This window comes from Mesorhizobium sp. B283B1A, assembly GCF_020165735.1.
Classification (GTDB): Bacteria; Pseudomonadota; Alphaproteobacteria; order Rhizobiales; family Rhizobiaceae; genus Mesorhizobium; species Mesorhizobium opportunistum.
In genome coordinates this window covers 62035-82386 of record NZ_JAIUIQ010000017.1, presented here as the reverse complement: position 1 = coordinate 82386, position 20352 = coordinate 62035, and the positions used below count along the sequence as shown (strand labels likewise).

The 20352-nt window shown below is 63.0% G+C and carries 15 protein-coding genes and 1 pseudogene; 6 read left to right on the top strand and 10 right to left on the bottom strand.

Features of this window, described 5'->3' with window-relative positions; translation table 11 throughout:
* Window positions 1-126 precede the first annotated feature (126 nt).
* From LB577_RS16665 to LB577_RS16650, 4 genes are all read right to left on the bottom strand, one after another.
* Entirely contained in the window at window positions 127-3267 is a 3141-nt protein-coding gene (locus LB577_RS16665; RefSeq protein ID WP_224687522.1) for an efflux RND transporter permease subunit, read from the bottom strand.
* Between the two features lie 238 nt (window positions 3268-3505).
* Window positions 3506-4648, bottom strand: coding sequence for an efflux RND transporter periplasmic adaptor subunit (locus LB577_RS16660; RefSeq protein ID WP_224687521.1), 1143 nt, complete (start codon window positions 4646-4648; stop codon window positions 3506-3508).
* Window positions 4649-4702: 54 nt separating this feature from the next.
* Window positions 4703-5311 carry a TetR family transcriptional regulator gene (locus tag LB577_RS16655; protein ID WP_023764617.1) on the bottom strand — a complete coding sequence of 203 codons (609 nt, stop codon included), beginning with the start codon at window positions 5309-5311 and terminating at the stop codon, window positions 4703-4705.
* Between the two features lie 189 nt (window positions 5312-5500).
* Entirely contained in the window at window positions 5501-7141 is a 1641-nt protein-coding gene (locus LB577_RS16650; protein ID WP_224687520.1) for an acyl-CoA synthetase, read from the bottom strand.
* Between the two features lie 199 nt (window positions 7142-7340).
* Here LB577_RS16650 and LB577_RS16645 point away from each other — a divergent pair, with 199 nt between their 5' ends.
* The 4 genes from LB577_RS16645 (at window position 7341) to LB577_RS16630 (ending at window position 11061) form a co-directional block, all read left to right on the top strand.
* Entirely contained in the window at window positions 7341-8306 is a 966-nt protein-coding gene (locus LB577_RS16645; RefSeq protein WP_224687519.1) for a sugar-binding transcriptional regulator, read from the top strand.
* Between the two features lie 83 nt (window positions 8307-8389).
* Entirely contained in the window at window positions 8390-10444 is a 2055-nt protein-coding gene (locus LB577_RS16640; protein WP_224687518.1) for a bifunctional aldolase/short-chain dehydrogenase, read from the top strand.
* Window positions 10445-10529: 85 nt separating this feature from the next.
* The gene (locus tag LB577_RS16635) at window positions 10530-10787 is read left to right on the top strand and encodes a type II toxin-antitoxin system RelB/DinJ family antitoxin (protein WP_023764621.1); all 258 of its coding nucleotides are present in this window, start codon (window positions 10530-10532) and stop codon (window positions 10785-10787) included.
* Between the two features lies 1 nt (window position 10788).
* Complete coding sequence (locus LB577_RS16630; protein WP_023764622.1) at window positions 10789-11061, top strand: type II toxin-antitoxin system mRNA interferase toxin, RelE/StbE family; 273 nt, start codon at window positions 10789-10791, stop codon at window positions 11059-11061.
* Between the two features lie 82 nt (window positions 11062-11143).
* Here the strand turns inward: LB577_RS16630 and LB577_RS16625 are convergent, their stop codons facing one another.
* From LB577_RS16625 to LB577_RS16615, 3 genes are all read right to left on the bottom strand, one after another.
* On the bottom strand, window positions 11144-12196 hold the full coding sequence (locus LB577_RS16625) for a substrate-binding domain-containing protein (RefSeq protein WP_023764623.1): 1053 nt from the start codon (window positions 12194-12196) through the stop codon (window positions 11144-11146).
* A 48-nt stretch (window positions 12197-12244) separates the two neighbouring features.
* Window positions 12245-13240 (bottom strand): ABC transporter permease, encoded by a 996-nt coding sequence (locus tag LB577_RS16620; RefSeq protein WP_224687517.1) that lies wholly within the window; start codon window positions 13238-13240, stop codon window positions 12245-12247.
* An 82-nt stretch (window positions 13241-13322) separates the two neighbouring features.
* The gene (locus tag LB577_RS16615; RefSeq protein ID WP_224687516.1) at window positions 13323-14834 is read right to left on the bottom strand and encodes a sugar ABC transporter ATP-binding protein; all 1512 of its coding nucleotides are present in this window, start codon (window positions 14832-14834) and stop codon (window positions 13323-13325) included.
* A gap of 137 nt (window positions 14835-14971) precedes the next feature.
* Here LB577_RS16615 and mtnK point away from each other — a divergent pair, with 137 nt between their 5' ends.
* Window positions 14972-16246 (top strand): S-methyl-5-thioribose kinase, encoded by a 1275-nt coding sequence (gene mtnK, locus LB577_RS16610; protein WP_224687515.1) that lies wholly within the window; start codon window positions 14972-14974, stop codon window positions 16244-16246.
* Window positions 16243-17296: pseudogene (gene mtnA, locus LB577_RS16605) on the top strand (S-methyl-5-thioribose-1-phosphate isomerase). The gene mtnK and the pseudogene mtnA overlap by 4 nt, the downstream one beginning before the upstream one ends.
* 28 nt (window positions 17297-17324) lie before the next feature.
* Here mtnA and LB577_RS16600 read toward each other — a convergent pair.
* The 3 genes from LB577_RS16600 to nanR all read right to left on the bottom strand — a co-directional run bounded on the left by LB577_RS16600 (window position 17325) and on the right by nanR (window position 19991).
* Entirely contained in the window at window positions 17325-18125 is an 801-nt protein-coding gene (locus LB577_RS16600; RefSeq protein WP_224687514.1) for a sugar phosphate isomerase/epimerase family protein, read from the bottom strand.
* A gap of 60 nt (window positions 18126-18185) precedes the next feature.
* Window positions 18186-19031 (bottom strand): phosphogluconate dehydrogenase C-terminal domain-containing protein, encoded by an 846-nt coding sequence (locus tag LB577_RS16595; protein ID WP_224687513.1) that lies wholly within the window; start codon window positions 19029-19031, stop codon window positions 18186-18188.
* Between the two features lie 246 nt (window positions 19032-19277).
* A complete protein-coding gene (gene nanR / locus LB577_RS16590; protein WP_224687512.1) occupies window positions 19278-19991 on the bottom strand; it encodes a transcriptional regulator NanR in 714 nt (237 codons plus the stop codon).
* Window positions 19992-20352: the final 361 nt, after the last annotated feature.

Sequence of the window (20352 nt, the reverse complement as noted above, 5' to 3'; positions counted from 1 at the left end):
CTGGGAAGGAATTCTGTTTTGCGAAACTCTCGCCGGAGAGCATTTTTGATCGGCCCGGCGGACCCATTCGCCACGTCGGGGTCACCCGCCATCGACCGCTGGCGAGACGGATGACCCGGAGCCGCTCTATTCGGCCGCCAGCGCGAGTTGCGGCCTCTCCGGCTGTTCCGTCACGGCTGCTTCGGCGGCGTCGACGTCACGCTTCTTGGGCTCGCGGCCGAAGAACAGGGCGTAGCCCGCGGGCAGCACCAGGATGGTCAGCACGGTGGCAACAAGGATGCCGCCCATCATGGCGTAGGCGAGCGGGCCCCAGAACACGCCACGCGAGATCGGGATCAGCGCCAGCACCGCCGTCATCGCCGTCAGCACGATCGGCCGGAAGCGGCGCACGGCCGAGCCGATGATCGCCTCCGAGCGTTCCATGCCTCTCGCGATGTCCTGGTCGATCTGGTCGACCAGGATGATCGAGTTGCGCATGATGATGCCGAGCAGCGCGATGACGCCCAGGATGGCGACGAAGCCAAACGGCGCGCCACTGATCAGCAATGCCGCGGCAGCGCCGATGATGCCGAGCGGACCGGTGGCCAGCACCAGCATCGCCTTGCCGAAGTTCTGCAGCTGGATCATCAACAGCACGACGATAACGGCCAGCATGATCGGCGCCTTGGCGGCGATGGAAGCCTGGCTTTCCGCCGAATCCTCCGCACCGCCCTGGATTTCGATCTTGTAGCCGGGCGCCAGACCCGCACGCAGATCCTTCATGTCATTGTACATCTTGGTGACGACGTCGTTGGACTGCACGCCGTCGGGCAACGTGGCGCGCACGCTGATGGTCGGCAGGCGGTCGCGGCGCCATTCGATGCCTTGCTCAAGCACCGGCACCACCTTGGCCACCTGCGACAGCGGCACGAAGCCGCCGAAGTCGGTCGGAATGTAGACCGAATCGACCGAGGACAGCAGGCTGCGGCTGGCGTCCGGCTCGCGGGCGACGATGGACACCGTCTCCTCGCCGTCACGGAAATCGTCGAGCGGCGCGCCGGACATCGATGCCTGCAGCATCTGGCGGATGCGCTGCGAGGTGACGCCGAGCGCACGGGCGCGATCCTGGTCGATGACCAGCTTCATGGCCGGCACAGGCTCGAGCCAATCGTCATGAACAGCGCCGAGCAGCGGGTTCTCCTGGAATTTCGCCTTCACCTGGTCGGCGATGCGGCGCACCTCCTGCCGATCCGGACCCATGACGCGCATCTGCACCGGCCAACCGGTCGGCGGCCCGAGGAACAGGCGGTCGACCTTGGCGCGGACCGAGGGGAAGTCCTGGGCCAGGACCGTGCGGAGCTTGACGATCAGCCGCTCGCGCGCCGGTTCGTCATTGGCCATCACCAGCATCTGGGCGAAGTTCGGATTGCTGAGCTGCTGGTCGAGCGGCAGGAAGAAGCGCGGGGCGCCCTCGCCGATATAGGTGGCGATGAAGCGCTTGTCCTTGTCGTCCATCATCTTGGCCTCGAGCGCCTTGGCCTGCGTCTCGACCTCCTTGATGCTGGTGCCTTCCGGCAACCACAGGTCGACGAGGATTTCCGGCCGCGACGATTGCGGGAAGAAATTTTGCGGAATGAACTGGAATGCCCACAGGCTGGTGCCGAAAGTCACCAGCGTCATGACAAGCACGATGATGCGATGGCGCACCGCCCAGCCGACGGTCGAGCGAAGCCGGCGGTAGAAGCGCGTGTCGAAGGCATCGTGATGGCTGCCGGCATGCTGGCGCTGCTTGAGGATCATATAGCCGAGCCACGGCGTGAAATAGACCGCGACGAACCACGACACGACCAATGCGATGCCGACGACATAGAACAAGGTGCGCACATATTCGCCGGCAGTGGAGGCAGCGAAACCGACCGGGATGAAGCCGGCGGTGGTGATCAGCGTGCCGGTCAGCATCGGGAATGCGGTCGATGAATAGGCGAAGCTCGCCGCCTCGATCTTGACCAGCCCCTCCTCCAGCTTTCGCTCCATCATCTCGACGACGATCATGGCGTCGTCGACCAGCAGGCCGAGTGCAATGATCAGGGCGCCGAGGGAGATGCGCTGCAGGTCGATGCCAAGCTCGTACATGATGGCGAAGGTCGCGGCCAGAACCAGCGGAATGGCAATCGCGATGACCAGCCCCGAGCGCCAGCCGATCGACAGGAACGAGACGACAAGCACGATCAGCAGCGCTTCGCCAAGCGCATGCATGAACTCGCTGACCGCATCCGTGACGACGCCCGGCTGGTCGGAAATCTGGTCGACCGAGACGCCATAGGGCAGCGCCTCCTCGAAGCGCTTGTAGGTTGCCTCGACGTCCTTGCCGACATCGGTGACCTTGAAGCCCTTGGCCATGACGACGCCAAGCTGCACGCTGTCGTGACCGTTGAAGCGATACTTGCGCTGGTACGGATCCTGCAGGCCCGAGGTGACGCTGGCGATGTCGCCGAGCCGGGTGACCTGGCCACCGGCCCGCAGGCGCAATTCGCGGATGTCGGCGGCCTTGGTGACGTCGCCTTCGACCGAGATTCGCACCGAATTGACGCCGGTGTCGACGGAACCGGCCGGATCGACATTGTTCTGGCCCTTGATCGCGTTCTGCAGGTCGGTCAGCGTCAGGCCGCGTTCGGCCAGCGCCTTGGACGAGACGTCGATGTAGAGCTTTTCGGGCTGATCGCCGATGATGACGGCCTTCTCGACGCCGGGCGTCGTCAAAAGCATGTCACGGGCCTGGATGGCGAATTTCTTCAGCTCGGGATAGGAGAACCCGTCGCCGCTGATCGAATGCAGCGTGATGAAGGTGTCACCGAACTCGTCGTTGAAATACGGGCCAAGCAGTCCCTGCGGAAGGTCACCCGATATGTCGCCGACCTTCTTGCGCACCTGATAAAAGGCGTCCGTCACCTCGGCGGTATTGGTGTCGCCCTTGATCTGCACCGTGATGATGGCGCTGCCGGCGCGGGTGAAGGAGCGGACGAAATCGAGATGCGGCGTTTCCTGCAGCTTACGCTCGATCTTGTTGACGACCTGGTCTTCCATCTCCTGGATCGAGGAGCCCGGCCAGATCGCCTGGACGACCATGACGCGGAAAGTGAAGTCGGGATCTTCCTTCTGTCCCATGCGCATCAGGCCGAGCCCGCCGGCGATGATGATCAGGCCGAACAGGAACCGCGCGATCGAGGGATGGCCGATGGCCCAGCGCGAAAGGTTGAAGGGCCGCTTTTCTTCAGTGGAGGTCGTCATCGGTGCTGGTCCACTTTGCTTGGTTGGCGCCTGGTGCCGCGAAAGCGCGGCACACGGAACGAAATCATCTGCGTTCGATAATGGCTTCCGGGCGGCGAGGCTTTCCGAGCGGAGAGACACTCATCGCGGTGGGACGCGAAGGTCGATGCGGGGGTACATCGGCCTAGACGTCTCGACCTTCGGGCGCACGCCGCCCGGAAACCTGTGGCCGCGGAACGCGCGGCCGATCTGTCTGTCGTCAGCGCAGCCGGCTGGCGTCATCACCGTCGGCGGAGGCGGACTGCTGCGCCACCCCGCCGGCAAGTTTCACCTTCAGGTTCTCGGTCATGAACTGCGTGCCGGCGGCAACGACGACGTCGCCAGACTTCAGTCCCTCCGCCACGCGCACGCCATCGGCGGCGAACTCGGCGACCTTGATCGAGCGGGCATGCACGGTGTCGGCGCCACGATCGACGGTCCAGACGATCGACTGGCTGTCCTTCTGCGCCAGCGCGCTCAGCGGGATAGAGACGAGCTGCTTTTCGTTGGCCGCTGACGCCTCGATGTTGGCGGTCATGCCGAGAAGCACGCGCGGGTCGTTGGGCAGGCTGACGCGGACGGCAAAGGTACGCGACTGCGGGTCGGCGCTGCCGGCGACTTCGCGGACCTTGCCCTCGAGCGCCAGCGTATTGTCGGACCAGAAACCGGCCTTGACTGGTTTGCCCGGCTTGAATTCGGCGATTTCCATTTCCGGCACCGCAATCAGCACTTCCTTCTCGCCGTCGACGGCGACGGTGACGACGGGCGTGCCGGAACCAACCACCTGGCCGACATCGGCGTTGACCGATGTGACGATGCCCTCCCTGTCGGCCTTGAGGTCGGTATAGCCGACCTGGTTCTTGGCCTGGTCAAGTGTCGAGCGGGCGGAGTCACGCGTGGCGACCGCCTGGTCATAGGTCAGTGTCGCCTGTTCGAGCTGCGACTTCGGCGCGAAGTTCTTGGTAAAAAGCTGTTGGGCACGCTTGCGGGCGAGGTCGACGGTCTCGACCTGCCGCTCGGCGGCATCGAGCGCGGCCTGCGCGCTCTTGACCGAAAGGTCGTAATCGGAAGGGTCGATGCGGGCGAGCACATCGCCCGGCGCCACATGCTGACCGATGTCGACGAGACGCTCGGTGATCTTGCCGTTGATCCGGAAAGCCAGGGCGCTCTCGGTGCGGGCCCGCACCGAGCCGGAATAGGAGAGCATGCGGGTGTCATGCGCCTGCGCGATCTCGACGACCTTGACCGGGCGGATGATATCCTTGACTTCGGCTTTCTCCTGCGAGCAGCCGGCGAGCCCGAGAGTGGCGGCGATCAGGCCGGCAACTGGCAGCTTGCGAAAGGTGGAACTGGACAACGACATCTTGGAACTCCGACTGGAGATGAGTGGCCGACACCGGCGCCCGGCGGGCGGCGGCTATTTTTTCAAGGCTTTGATCGCGTAATCGATAAGGTCGTCGGGCATCGCCCGGTTGGTCTTGGCAAGGCACTGCGCCACCATCTGCGGATGGCACAGGATGACCGTGGCGGCGCCGAAGCAGCGCGACGCGATTACCGGATCCTGCTTAGCGAACTCGCCGGCTTCGATGCCCTCGCGGATCACCTCCGCGAACAGGTCGTGGATGCTGTCGACATGCTTGTCGATGACACCCCAGTCGCGCTCGAGGGCGACGATGACCATCTCGTGCACCTTCTGGTCGTCGAGCATGACTTCCATCGTCATCTTGTACTGTGCGTGCACATAACGCCGCAGCCGTTCCTCGGCGCTGATCGGCAAATGGCATATCTCGTAAGCCATCTTGTAGCTGGCGCCGAGCATGCGGCCGCAGACGGCCTGGTGGATTTCAACCTTGGAGGCGAAGAAACGATAGATGTTGGCCGGCGACATGCCGAGTTCGCGAGCAATGTCGGCGACGTTGGTCTTGCCGTAGCCATAGTGCCGGAACAGGCGTTCGGCGCAGTCGAGAATGCGCGTCACATTTTCCTGTCTGGCGGCATCGGCCGTGATGTTGGCAGCTTCGGACATGGCTCTCTGTCGATTTACGAGTGATGAATTTCAATTTTCGTCACTCGTAAATTGAAAAGAAGGAGGTGTCAACACGAAATCGACGTACACGTACAAAATAGTGACAGATGGTGACATCCAACAGACGCGACGAGGCGGCCAAAGGATGCGGGCACCCGAAATAATTTTTGGAGGAGGCCGGCCTGGACGTCAGGCGATCTTAGTCATTTCCCGCAGTCGGAATTTCTGGATCTTGCCGGTCGAGGTCTTGGGGATTTCCGCGAAGATCACCGCCTTCGGCACCTTGAAGCGGGCAAGCAGCCCGCGGCAATGCTCGATGATCTCGGCCTCTGTCGCCGACTTGCCCGGTTTCAGTTCGACATAGGCGATGGGCACCTCGCCCCATTTGTCGTCTGCCTTGGCCACCACGCCGCACGAGGCAACGGATGGATGCTTGTAGAGCGCATCCTCGACCTCGATCGAGGAAATGTTCTCGCCGCCCGAGATGATGATGTCCTTGGAGCGGTCTTTGAGCTGGATATAGCCGTCAGGGTACATGACGCCGAGATCGCCGGAGTGAAACCAGCCGCCGGCGAAGGCTTCGTCGCTCGCCTTGCGGTTCTTCAAATAGCCCTTCATGACGATGTTGCCGCGGAACATGACCTCGCCAATGGTTTCGCCGTCGGCGGGCGTCATCCGCATCGTCTCGGGATCCATGACGGTCAGGCCCTCAAGTGCTGCATAGCGCACGCCCTGCCGTGCCTTCTTGGCGCTGCGCTCGCCCTTTGCCAGACCGTCCCATTCGCCGTGCCATTCATTGACGACCGCCGGGCCGTAGGTCTCGGTCAGGCCGTAGAGATGGGTGACGGCAAAGCCGGCATCGGCCATGCCCGACAGCACGGCTTCGGGTGGCGGCGCGGCCGCGGTGTTGAAGGTGACGGTCTGCGCGAAGGTGCGCTTGTCCTCGTCGCTGGCATTGATCAGTACCGACATGACCACCGGCGCGCCGCAGAGATGCGTGACGCCATGATCGGCGATGGCGTCGTAGATCGGCTTCGGCCGCACCCAGCGCAGGCAGACATGGGTGGCGGCCTGCACGGCCAGCGTCCAGGGAAAGCACCAGCCATTGCAGTGGAACATCGGCAGCGTCCAGAGATAGACGGCGTGCTTGGCCATGCCGGCATGGATGGTGTTGGTGTAGGCCATCAGGGCGGCACCGCGATGGTGATAGACGACACCTTTGGGGTTGCCTGTCGTTCCGGACGTGTAATTGAGCGAGATGGCATCCCATTCGTCGTCGGGCATCGACCAGGCGAAATCCCCATCACCGCCAGTGACAAGATCCTCATAGTCGAGCGCGCCGATGCGTTCGCCCTTCGCATAGGGTGCGTCGGCGGCGTAGTCGGGATCGTCGTAGTCGATGACCAGCGGCCTGACCTTGGCCAGTTCCAGGGCCTGCCTGACGACGCCAGAGAATTCGCGGTCGACGATGAGCACCTTTGTCTCGGCATGGTCGAGCTGGAAGGCGATCACAGCGGCATCGAGGCGCGTGTTCAGCGAATGCAGCACCGCCTTGGTCATCGGCACGCCGAAATGCGCCTCCAGCATCGGCGGCGTATTCGACAGCATGACAGTGACGGTATCGCCCTTGCCGATGCCGCGCTTTTGCAGCGCCGAGGCGAGCTTCAGCGAGCGGCGCCAGAAATCGCGATAGCTGATGCGCTGGCGGCCATGGATGATGGCGATGTGGTCGGGATAGGTTTTCGCCGCGCGCTCCAGATAGGTGAGCGGCGTCAGCGGCTGATGGTTGGCCGCATTCTTGTCGAGATCCTGTTCGTAAGGATTGCCCATCCCGTCCTCCCCAGTCCTTTCGAGCTTTCTAACCTTAGGGACCTCGTCAGGCCATCCCCCTGAATGGCTGAAAATACTATGGTATGCAGACTTTGTAGAACGGCGATCCCGGATAAACCTTGCTGAGAGGCGATCGCCCTCACACACTCCAATTTGACTTTTGTCGAGAGCCGTGACTAATGTCAGCCGAGGAGACGGCATGGCAATCCGACCGGCAGAACAGCTCATTCACAAGGCCGCCTGGCTCTACTATGCGCACGGCCTGCGGCAGGACCAGGTTGCGAGCCAGCTTAACATTTCCCGTGCGTCGGTGGCCATGTACCTGCGCAAGGCGCGCGAGACCGGTATCGTCAACATCTCGACGTCGACGCAGTTGTTCACCGACGACGTGATGGCGCGCAAGCTCGAGGATGCGCTGGGTCTCGACGCCGTCTGGATCGCGCCGGAGAACGGCCATATCCCGGACCCCTCGACCGACATCGCCGTGCTGGCGGCGAGCGTCTTTCTCGAACTGGTCAAAAAGGGCGACCGCATCGGTGTCGCCTGGGGCCGCACCGTCTACACGATCGCCGACATCATGTCCTATGCCGACCTGCAGGACGTCACCGTGGTGCAGCTCTGCGGCAATCTCGGCGCCCCCTATTCCTACCGGCCCGACCAGTGCACGATGGAAATCGCGCGGCGGCTCAACGCCAAGGGCCTCAATTTCTACGCGCCGCTGGTGCTGTCGACGGAAGAGCTGGCGCGCGCGCTGCGGGCCGAACCGGTGATCCGTGAGCAGCTCTCGGGAATCAGGGATTGCGACCTGGCGCTCTACTCGGTCGGCGCGGTCGATGCCGACAGCCATCTGGTCAAATGCGGTGCCCTGACATCGGGCGAGATGGCGGAACTGCGCGGCCAAGGGGCAGCCGGGGTCATTGCCGGGCAGATCATCGACGCCGGTGGCAAGGTGCTCGACTGCAGCTATAACCGCCGGGTGATCTCGGCCGAACTTGCCTCGCTGCGCGCCATCGCCAGACGGCTGATGGTGGTGCAGGAGGACAGCAAGTTCGAACCGCTGCTCGCGGCGATCGCTGGGGGACTTTGCACGCATCTGGTGGTCGGCGCCCATATGGCGCAGCGGCTGCTCGATCATGCCGGAGCGGCGCTACAAAAAGCATCCTGAGAAAACAACCTTTCGCCGGCGCATTGTCATCAAGGCGTCGCGGCATTCCTGTTTCACCACCAAAGCAACTGGACGAACCGAACATGAAGAATTTGTGGAACGACGACACGGCCGAGAAACTCGTTGCCGACTATGCCAAGAAGGGTGTCGGCCGCGACCTCGCCTTGCGTGTCTATACGACGCGGCTTTTGGGCGGCGTGCCGCAGTTGGTCCTGCATGGCGGCGGCAACACCTCCTGCAAGATCAAGGCGACCGACCTGGTCGGCGATGAATGGGATGTGCTGTGCGTCAAGGGCAGCGGCTGGGACATGGCCATCATCGAGCCGCAAGGCCTGCCGGCGGTCAAGATGGGCGCCCTGCTCAAGGCCCGCGCACTGGAAAAGCTCTCCGACGAGGACATGGTCGCGCTGCAGCGGGCGAACCTGATCGACCCCGCCTCGCCCAACCCATCGGTCGAGACGCTGCTGCATGCCTTCCTGCCGCACAAATTCGTCGACCACACCCATTCGACCGCCATCCTTGCCATCGTCGACCAGGAAGACTCGAAGCCGTTGGTGAAGACGGTGTTCGGGAGCAAGATGGGTTATGTGCCCTACATCATGCCCGGCTTCGATCTCGCCAAGGCGGCGGCCGACGTCTTCGACACCGACCCCACCGTCGAAGGCCTGATCCTCGACAAGCATGGCATCTTCACCTTCGGCGACGATGCCAAGCAGGCCTACGACCGGATGATCCACTATGTGAACATCGCCGAGGATTATGTGGCCAAGCACGCCAAGGCGAAGGCGGCAAAGGCCGCGCTGCCGGCAAGGCTTGCGACGCCGGCTTCCATCGCACCGATGCTGCGTGGTGCTGTAGCGTTTGCGCGCGGCGAAGCCCGCTTCGACCGCATGATCTCCGATTTCCGCACCTCAGACGCCATTGTCGATTTCATCAATTCGGCGGAGATCGCCGACTATGCGGGACGCGGCGTGTCGACGCCGGATCTGTCGATCCGCATCAAGACCGGTCCGATGGCGGTGCCGGCGCCCGATGCCGACAAGGCCGGCGACTACAAGGCCGTCATCAAGAGCCATGTCGACGCCTTCGCCAAGGATTACCGCGCCTATTTCGAGACCAATGACGCGCTCGACGACGTCAAGCGCACCATGCTCGACCCGATGCCGCGGCTGACGCTGGTGCCGGGGCTCGGCATGTTCGGCCACGGCCGCACGCTGAAGGATGCCAGGATCGCCTCCGATGTCGGCGAGATGTGGATCGAGGCGGTGCGTGGCGCCGAAGCTGTCGGCCGTTTCCATCCGCTGTCCAAGGCCGACCTGTTCCCGCTCGAATACTGGTCGCTCGAACAGGCCAAGCTAGCCTCCAACAAGCCGAAGCCACTGACCGGCCAGGTGGTGCTGATCACCGGGGGTGCCGGCGCGATCGGCGCGGCGACGGCAAAACTGTTCGCCGATAATGGCGCCCATGCAGTCGTTGTCGATCTCGATGGCGACAAGGCCACCGATGCGGCGAAGAAGGCCGGCAACAATTCGATCGGTGTGGCCGCCGATATCACCGACCCAAGCCAAGTGCGTGCCGCCTTTGACAAGGCGGTCGCTGTCTTCGGTGGCGTCGACATTCTCGTCTCCAATGCGGGTGCGGCGTGGGAAGGCCGGATCGGCGAGCTTGACGACGCGCTGTTGCGCAAAAGCTTCGAGCTGAACTTCTTCGCTCACCAGTCGGTGGCGCAGAACGCCGTGCGTATCATGCTCGAACAGGGCACTGGCGGTGTGCTTCTGTTCAATACTTCCAAGCAGGCGGTCAACCCGGGCCCGAAATTCGGCGCCTATGGCGTGCCGAAGGCAGCGACGCTGTTCCTGTCCAGGCAGTACGCGCTCGACTATGGCGCCCACGGCATCCGCTCGAACGCCGTCAACGCCGACCGCATCCGCTCGGGGCTTTTGACCGATGCCATGATCGCCAGCCGCTCGGGCGCGCGCGGCCTGTCGGAGAAGGAATACATGTCCGGCAATTTGCTCGGCCAGGAAGTGACGGCGCAGGACGTGGCGCAAGCCTTCCTGCACCACGCGCTGGCCGAACGCACCACCGCCGACGTGACGACTGTCGATGGCGGCAACATCGCGGCGGCCATGAGGTAGGGCAATCACGTACAGCGCACGACAGTCGCTTGCATGAACACCATTTTGTAGCTACATTGTGGCTCAGATATCAAGGAGTCACAATATGGCAACGGATACGGTGGTGCGCGCTCGGATCGATACGGCGACAAAGGATCAAGCTACGGAAGCCTTGGCGGCCATGGGATTATCGGTTTCCGACGCCATTCGTCTACTGCTGGTCCGCGTCGCTGCCGACAAGGAATTTCCCTTTCCGGTGAAGGTGCCGAACGCGACCACTCGGAAGGCAATGGCCGAATTGGAAAAAGGCAAGGGCGAGCGTTTCGCCTCGGCCAATGAGTTGTTCAAGGATTTGGGCATCTGACATGCTGACGCCCGTTCGCTCCGGGCAATTCCGCAGGGATGTGAAGCGTATGGAGAAACGCGGCAAAGACCTTGCTAAGTTGCGCGAGCTGCTGGCCCTACTGGTCGCCGGGCAGGAACTGCCGGCGATTTACAAGGATCACCCTCTGAAAGGTGATTGGAAGGGCTATCGTGACGCGCACGTGGAACCGGATTGGCTCTTGATCTACCGCATTGCCGACGATGAACTGCGGCTTGCCCGCACCGGCTCCCACTCCGATTTATTCAACGAGTGAAACCAACAAAAAGCCGCCTGCAACAGGCGCTGCAAGCGGCTTTCGGTTCTAATTGTGAGCGAATCCAGGTATCGGATTTGGCCTACTTCGCGTTCGGGTTCGGCATCCAGGCGGGCATGGCGACATCGGCATGGGCGAACTGCGGCAGCTTGGCCGACAGGTCTTCCATATTCTTGATGTCCTTGTCGATCAGCTCCTTCTGCGTGATCAGCGTCGGCGGCACGATGACGTTGTGGCCGGGATCCTCACCGGCCAGCAATTGCGCCAGCGCGCGCACCGAGACCTGGCCGACTACGGCCGGGTTGGTGGCCGCGGTTGCGGCCCAGGCGCTGTCGGACTCGCGCATGGCAGCAATGTCGGAGGTCGAGATATCGGCCGAATAGATCTTGATGCCCTTGTTCAGGCCGGCTTCGTCGACAGCGATTTTCACGCCCTTGGCGAATTCGTCGTAGGGGGCGAACATCACCTTGATGTCGGGGTGAGCCGACAGCACCGAGCGCGCCTGGTTGGCGACCGAGTTGGCGATCGGATTGTCCAGCGTGCCGAACATCGCGACTTCCTTGATGCCGGCATATTTCTTCTTCACGTCGACCCAGGTCTCGTTGCGGCGGTCGAGCGGCGCGATGCCGGCGACATAGACGTAACCGGCATTCCAGCTCTCGCCATTGTCCTTGACCGCCTGTTCAAGTGCCAGGCGCGCCAGATCCTTGTCGGACTGTTCGATCTGCGGGATCTTGGGATTTTCGACATTGACGTCGAAGGCCACCACCTTGATGCCGGCGTCGACCGCGCGCTGCGCGGCGTCCTTCATCGATTCCGTCAGCCCGTGCTGGATGATGATGCCCTGCACGCCGAGCGCGATGGCCTGGTCGACCATATCCGATTGAAGAGCCGCGTCCTGGCGGCTGTCGAGGACGCGCAGGTCGATGCCGAGCGCTTTCGACTGTGCCTCGACGCCCGAGAGATAAGCCTGGAAGAAGTCGCCGGTCGAGAGGTAGCGCACCAGCGCGATCTTGACGCCGGGCTTGTCGAACGGCGCCGGCTTGTCCGCGGCCAGCGCCGGGACTTGCATCAGCATTGTTGCGCCGGCGAGCCCGAGCGCCACTTTTCCCAGAAGTCTTCTTGTGATGTTCACCTTGTTTTCCTCCACTCTTGTTGAACCCAAAATCCTGTCCGGTCTAAATTACCCCCTGCCCCTGCCCGACAGGGCAAAGGTGAAGACAAGGGCGACGACCAGAACCACGCCCTTGACGAAATCCTGCGTGTAGTAAGGCGCGTTCATCATCGTCAGGCCTTGCAGCAAGATGCCGACGAACAGCGCGCCGACAGCGGTGCCGAAGGCGTTCGGCTTGGCGGCGCCCAGCACCGCATAGCCGATCAGCGCCGCGGCAACCGCATCGAGCAGCAGATTATTACCCGAGGCGATGTCGCCGCGTCCAAGCCGGGCGGCGAGCAAAATACCGCCGATCGAGGCAAAAACTCCTGAAATAACGTAGGCCCAGATCTTGTATGCCTTGACAGGCGCGCCGGCGAGTTCGGCGGCGCGCTCGTTGGAGCCGACCGCATACATCATGCGGCCGAAACGGGTGTATTCGAGGAAGAACCAGATCAGCAGGGCGAGCACCAGCAGCACCACGACCGACACCGGAATGAGGTTCGGAATGAAGAAGTCGAAGCGGTGGCGGCCGAGCGCCAGGAAGGCGTCGGAGAATTTGCCGTTGGCGACGGAGCCATCGGGCATGGTCATGCCGGTGGCGATCGAGCGGCCCTCCGTCGGGATGCGCTGCAGGCCGACGAGAAGGAACATCATACCGAGCGTCGCCAACAGATCGGGCACGCGCATATAGACGATCAGCCAGCCATTGATCAGGCCGACAATGGCGCCGATGAGCAGGCAGACGACGACCGCGACGACCACGTTCTGCTCCAGCACCACCATGACATAGGCGGCGGCCATCATGGCCGACGTGGCGACCGAACCGATCGAGAGATCAAAGCCGCCAACGACCAGCGTGGCCGTGACGCCCAGCGCCAGCACGCCGGTGATGGCGACCGACTGGAAGATGAAGACGGCACTTTGCGGCGAGACGAACCCGTCGGCCGCGATCGCGAAATAGGCGACCAGCCCGAACAGAAGGACGATGAATCCGTAACGGATGGCGTAGTCGCGAAGCGTCATTCAGCGCTTCCCCGCGCGGTTGCCATCTTCACCCAACTCCAACTCATGATCTCTCCATTCCAATTTCCATTCGCCGCCACATTCAAGCCGCGCTGTGAAGCGGTCCGCCGGCGACCTCGGCCAGCAGGCGATCGAGATCGACATCGGCATTGCGGTGTTCGCCGACGATTGTGTGCTCCGACATCACCAGGATGCGATCGGCCGTCTCCAGCGCCTCGTCGATTTCGGTGACGAACAAAAGCGTCGCGCGGCCATTGGCGCTGGCTCTCAGCTTGGCGGCGATATCGCGCCTGGCCGAAATGTCGACCCCTTGGAATGGCTCGTCGAGAATGAACAGCGCCGCATCCTGCGCCATCCAGCGGGCGACCATCACCTTCTGCTGGTTGCCGCCGGACAGTGCCGACATCTCGTCCTTCTCGGAGCGGCAGACAATGCCCAACTCCTCGATCTGCCGGCGCGCGGTGGCGCGTTCGCGGCGGCGCTTGAGCACGCTGAAGTTCGACATGCGCTTCAGGAACGGCAGGCTGATATTGCGCTCGATGTTGAAGCCGCCGACGATGCCGCTGGTGGCGCGGTCCTTGGCGACGAGGAACACGCCGGCGGCAATCGCGTCGCCGGCCGAGCGCGGCATGTAGGGCTTGCCGTTCATCGTCACGGTACCGGCGAGCGGCTTGCGCACACCGAACAGCGTTTCGGCAAGTGCCGTCTTGCCGACACCGACGAGACCGGTGATGGCAACGACCTCGCCATCGCCAAGCGTCAGCGAGATCGGCCTGGCGCCTTGCGCGATGCGAAGGTTTTCGACGGTCAGGACCGGCTTAGCCGAACTCCTTGCAACGATCTGGTCGAGGCGGATCTTGCGGCCGAGCATGGCGTTGACGGCGCCTTCATAGTCGAGCGGCTTGGTGTCGAAGACGCCCGAGACGATGCCATCGCGCATCGAGACGATGCGATCGGCCAGCCGCCGGATGTCCGACATGCGGTGCGAGATATAGAGGATCGCCACGCCTTGCTCACGCAGCCTGTCGACGAGCGCGAACAGCCGGTCGGCCTCGGCGCTGGAGAGCGACGAGGTTGGCTCGTCGAGGATCAGCACTTTCGGCTGGTGCGCCAGGGCGCGCGCAATCGCCACCATCTGGCGATCGGCCAGCGAAAGATCGTTGACCCGCGCCTTCAAATCGATGGCCAATCCCATGCGGTCGGCAACGGCCTTGGCCTCGCGGCGGACGCGGACCGGATTGAATAGGGTCGGTACGCCCCGGCCGCTCAGCCTGTCGAGCGTCAGGTTGGTGGCGACATCGAGGTCGGCGACAACGCCATCGTTTATGTTCTGGTGCACAGTGACGACGCCGGCGCGGATCGCTTCGGCCGGTGTGTTCGGCGCAAAATCCTGGTCGGCCAGCGTCATGGTGCCGCCGCCATTTTCGTAGACGCCGCTGACGATCTTGACGAGGGTGGATTTACCGGCGCCGTTGGCGCCCATCAGCACGGTCACTTCACCGGCATGCAGGTCCAGCGAGACGCCACCAAGCACCTCGTTGCGGCCAAAGGATTTCCTCAGTCCCTCTACGCGGAACACGGCACTGCCGACCATGCGTTCCTCCCTGACCGTGACGCTATGGTCTACGTCGGCAATTGTCAACACGATTGACAATTGCCAGACAGCTTCCTAGCTTGGCCCAACCGCTAAGGCTCCCCTATGATCGGAGCACATAGGCGGGAGGGAGAAGAATGACCGGGAAATTGCCGTTCGAAGCACTGTCGGTGGAGACGCTTGCGATGCGCCTCGGCACGAACGAGGCGCTGTGCGCGAGGATCGGCAACGACACCAGCGCCTGGAAGGTCCGCGAGGTCGGCGACGGCAATCTCAACCTGGTCTTCATCGTCGAGGGCGCCGCCGGGGCCGCGGTGGTCAAGCAGGCCCTGCCCTATGTCCGCCTCGTCGGCGACAGCTGGCCGCTGCCCTTGAAGCGTTCCTTCTTCGAATACCACGCGCTGACGAGGCAGGAGGCGCGGGCGCCTGGCTCTGTGCCGGCGATCTACTATTTCGATGAAGGCCAGGCGCTGATCATCATGGAGTATCTGGCGCCGCCGCACATCATCCTACGCCGCGCCCTGATCGACGGCCGGCAGTTGCCGAACATCGCCAGGGATATCGGCCTGTTCATGGCCCGCACTTTGTTTCGCGGCTCCGACCTGTCGATGGTGACCAAGGACCGCAAGGCCGACCTGGCGCTGTTCGCCGACAATGTCGAGCTTTGCGACATCACCGAGAACCTGGTGTTCTCCGACCCCTATTTCGACGCCAAACTGAACCGGCATACCTCGCCGCAGCTCGACGCCCTCGTCGCCGAACTGCGCGCCGACCGCGACCTCAAGGTCGAGGCGCAGCGGCTGAAGCACATCTTCGCCGCCAATGCCGAGACGCTGCTGCATGGCGACCTGCATTCCGGTTCGATCATGGTCACCGACCAGGAAACACGGATGATCGATCCGGAGTTCGCCTTCTATGGCCCGATGGCATTCGATGTCGGCATGCTGCTCGCCAATTTCTGGATGTCGTTCTTCTCGCAACGCGGACAGGAGCAGAAGGGCAAGCGCGATGCCATGCGCGCCTATCTGCTCGAGGTCACGACGGAGACCTGGGCCGTGTTCCGCACCGAATTCTCGCATCTGTGGCGCACCGAGCGCACCGGTATGCTCTATCAAAAAAGCCTGTTCGAGGATCAGGGCGACATACTCGCCGCCGAGCAGGCGCTCGACCATGTGCTGCACCAGATCTGGACCGATCTGCTCGGCTTTGCCGGCATCGAGGTGCACCGGCGCATCCTCGGCCTCGCCCACAATGCCGATTTCGAGACCATTGCCGATGAAGATTTGCGCGCCAGTTGTGAGGCGAAGGCACTGAAATTCGGCCGCCACATCGCCGTCAACCGGCGGCAGATCCACAGCATCGACGAGGTCAACAAGCTGGCCGTGCTGATCGAACAGGAGAACGGAATTTGAACGTCGGCGATCGCCACTATCGGACCATCTGGCTGAGCGACGACGGGCGTTCGGTCGAAATCATCGACCAGCGCTGGCTGCCGCATGATTTCCGCATCGAGACAGTCGACACCGTCGCCGGCATCGCCACCGCCATCCGCGACATGTGGGTCCGCGGCGCGCCGCTGATCGGTGTCACCGCTGCTTATGGCGTCGCCATGCAGATGGCTGACGATGCGTCCGACCAGGCGCTCGATGCAGTATGGGAGACCTTGCACGAGACGCGCCCGACGGCGATCAACCTGCGCTGGGCGCTCGACGAGATGCGGCGTTTCCTCAAACCGCTGCCAACAGAACAACGTGCCGCTGCCGCCTATCGGCGCGCCGGTGAAATCGCCGACGAGGATGTTGGGCTGAACCGCGCCATCGGCGAGAACGGACTTGCCATCATCAAGGCGATCGCCGCGCGCAAACAGCCTGGCGAGTCGGTCAACATTCTCACCCACTGCAATGCCGGCTGGCTGGCCACCGTCGATTATGGCACCGCCACCGCGCCGATCTACCTGGCTGTCGAGGCCGCCATTCCGGTCCATGTCTATGTCGACGAGACGCGGCCGCGTAACCAGGGCGCCCAGCTCACCGCGTGGGAGATGGCCGGCCATGGCGTGCCGCACACGCTGATCGTCGACAATGCGGGTGGCCATCTGATGCAGCGCGGCGCAATCGACATGGTCATCGTCGGCACCGACCGCACCACCGCCGACGGCGATGTCTGCAACAAGATCGGCACATATCTCAAGGCGCTGGCCGCCGCCGACAATGACGTGCCGTTCTATGTCGCCCTGCCCTCGCCGACCATCGACTGGACGGTGCATGACGGGCTGGCCGAGATCCCGATCGAGCAGCGCTCGGCCGACGAAGTCTCCCTGGTATGGGGCAAGAACGCCGCCGGCGGCCAACCCGGCCTTCGACGTGACGCCGGCACGACTGGTGACCGGGCTGATCACCGAACGCGGTGTCGCCAAGGCATCGCGCGACGGCCTGAAGGCGATGTTCCCCGAACGCGGATAGCGCAAGCGCGGAACGCAACCTTCCCTGCTCAGGAAGCGCCGTTCCCCGCGATCTCCAGCGCGTTCACGAAATGCAGGGAGCGCTGCAGGGCGCGACGAATGGTTTCGATATCGACCGGTCTGTTTCGCCGTTGGGGATCGCGGCGCTGCGGGCGCTCCAGGCGCAAGGGCAGTTCGATGCTGACCGGCAGCGTCGGGGGAAGCATCGCCCAATACGGCTCGTAATCGATCGAGCCGTCGCCGATGGCGCAGAATGCCCACCCCGAACCGGTGCTGACGATGTCCTTCAAATGGGCATGGCCAACGGCTTCGAGAGCCGCCGCGATATCTTCCGCCGGCTGCGTGACCTCATCGCTGTAGGTGAAGACGTTTCCGGCGTCGTGGTTCAGGCAGACATGCCGCGAGCCGATTTCGCGGACGAAGCTCGCTCCCGATCGGGCGTCGCCAAGCAAATCGCCCTTGCCGTGACCGGGGTTCTCGAGTGCCAGGATGATGCCGGCCTGTTCCAGCCCCGGCAGAACGGCATCGATCGTCCGGCGGATACTCGCCCGGTTCGTCATTGGGCCGGCATTGGTGATCAGGAACGATGCGCCGAGACTGGAGACAAAGGCGACACGCCGCAACAGCGCGTCCACCGCATCAGGTCCCGACAGGTCGAGATGAGCCGAGACGGCATTGATGCCCAGCCCGGCACTGCCAGCCGTCTGGCGAAGCTTCGAGCCCTTGGTGTCGGTAAACATGCCTTCATCGAAATCGACATAGCCGCGAATGAAGGCCGGTTCGATATGGCTGGCACCAGCAGCCGCGATCTCCTCGATGGCCAATTCCATGGGATAGCCATCGAAGAGCGCGGTCGATACCGAGATTATCCGTGGCGTCGGAGGCAGCGCTCAGGCTCCCTTGCCGTAGACGATCAGCTCGGAGGCTTCCTTCACCTTGGCCGGGGACAAGGCCTCGCGCCAGTCGTCGCGGACCACGACACCCTTGGCGAAACGCATCAGGCGCAGCGCCGCATCGGACGGCACCTTTGGAGAGAAGCCGAACCACATGGCGATCTCGACATTGAGGTGGCCAATCAGAAAGTCGAGGGCGGCCTTTCTGGGAATGCCGTATTTGCGTTCGCATTCCTCGACGGCCTCGACCATGGTGTCGACGAAGGGCATGGCGACCATTTCGGAGAGGCCTGGTTCGAGGATTGCCAGCTGTTCGACCGTGACACGGTGGCTGTCGATGATTGGCGACCACATCGCCTTGCACACCTCTTCGCCAAGCGCATAGTGCTCTTCGGGACCCTGCATCAGGGCGCAGACGATCGACTGCCTGGCAATGCCGCCGTGATAATCGCGGCGGGCGGCCCATTCCGTCTCATCGTTGAACAAAGGAGGATGGCAGGGATGGCCGACAAAATAGGTCAGATCGGGCCGATCCTTAGGCAGGTCGCCGGCGTAAGGCGCGGCGGCGTCGAGAATGAGAAGCATCGCGCCGCTGGCGAGCATCGGCGATATCTGCCGTGCGACCTGGCCGATGATATTGTCCGGCAGGGCCATGACCACGACCTTGGCGCCGGGAACGCCCTCTTCCATCGAGACGGCGCTGATGCCGGCCTCCGATAGCCGCTTGCGGCCGGCCTCGCCGACTTCCACGGCACGGACATCGTAGCCCGCTTCGATCAGCTTGCGCGTGACACGGAAGCCCATCTTGCCTCCAGCTCCAAGCAACGCCACGGATATCGTCATTCGCTTCTCTCCCAATTGCCTTGACGGTGCGCCCGCGGCGCGCCGATTCAGCCGAACCCTTGCGGCGCGGCCTGATCTCCGGATGTGCGGCACCTGCCGCAGCCATCTTGCAGGCTGTGGAGATACGGCCGGTCCATGCCGCGCCCGCGCTGGACGGACATCCATGGAGGCGATCGTTAGCACTAAAAAGATATCATGTCATCACATGAGTTTGGCGCTCAAAAAATTTTGCCCCAGTCCGGAGACTCAGCCAGTCTCGCCGCCGGTCAGTTTCGAATACAGCTCATTGGCGCGGCCGATATGCTCGGCCATGGCGACGCTCGCGCCTTCCGGATCCCCGCTGGCGACCGCCTTGTAAATGCGTTCGTGCTCCTCGACGGTCAGGCGTTCGGCACCTTTAACCGCCACCAGGTCGCGCTTGAACCGGGATAGCCATTCGAGCATTCCCTTCGCCACCGCGGCGATCATGGAATTGCCGCTCATCTCGGCGATCACGGCGTGGAATTCCATGTCGGCGACGACAAATCGCGCCTGGTCGCCCTTCGCATCACGCAGGTGGCGCAGGGTCTCGGCAAGCCGTTCCAGGCTCTTGGCCGTGGCGCGCCGCGTTGCTATCCGCACCAGGCCGGTTTCCAGCAAGAGCCTGACTTCCTTGAGTTCTTCGAGGCCACGGGAGTTGGTCGCCAGCATCATGACCATCGCCGCGGAAACCTGATCGACGATCACCTCGGGCGTCGGATTGATGACGCGGGCACGTTCGCCGTGGGAAATCTTGATGAGGCCCATCTGCTGCAGCGTCAGCATGGCTTCGCGGATCGACGGGCGCCCCACGCCGATCATCGTCATCAATTCCTTTTCCGACGGCAACTGAGATCCGGGCGGAAATTCAGACGTCGAGATCGCCGCCATCAACCGGTCGAGCACCTCCACGTACAATTTCTTCTTCTGGACCGGTTCCATGCATCCTCCGCGATCTTCCCCGAGCATATCGACCCCGAGCATATCGACCCCGAGCATATCGACCCCGAGTCGCACCGGCAGGCAAGGCCTCGCGATCAATTGACATTACATATATGATGACCTAACGTCCATCCGTGGCCGACGCCAATATGCCAAGCGACCGGCAAACAGGGTTGCCGGAGCGAGCCGGCCCGACTGGCCAAAAGCAAGAAAAAGACGAACCCGACAGGCCGCTCTCGCTCGTCAGCGCGATCAAAATGAGTCCCGCTACCGCCTTGCCTATTTGGTATGCTGGTATAACATGTAGATGGTATGGTGTCCTTCCTAAGGCAGGACGCCGTTACGGAATGGAATGGCATGC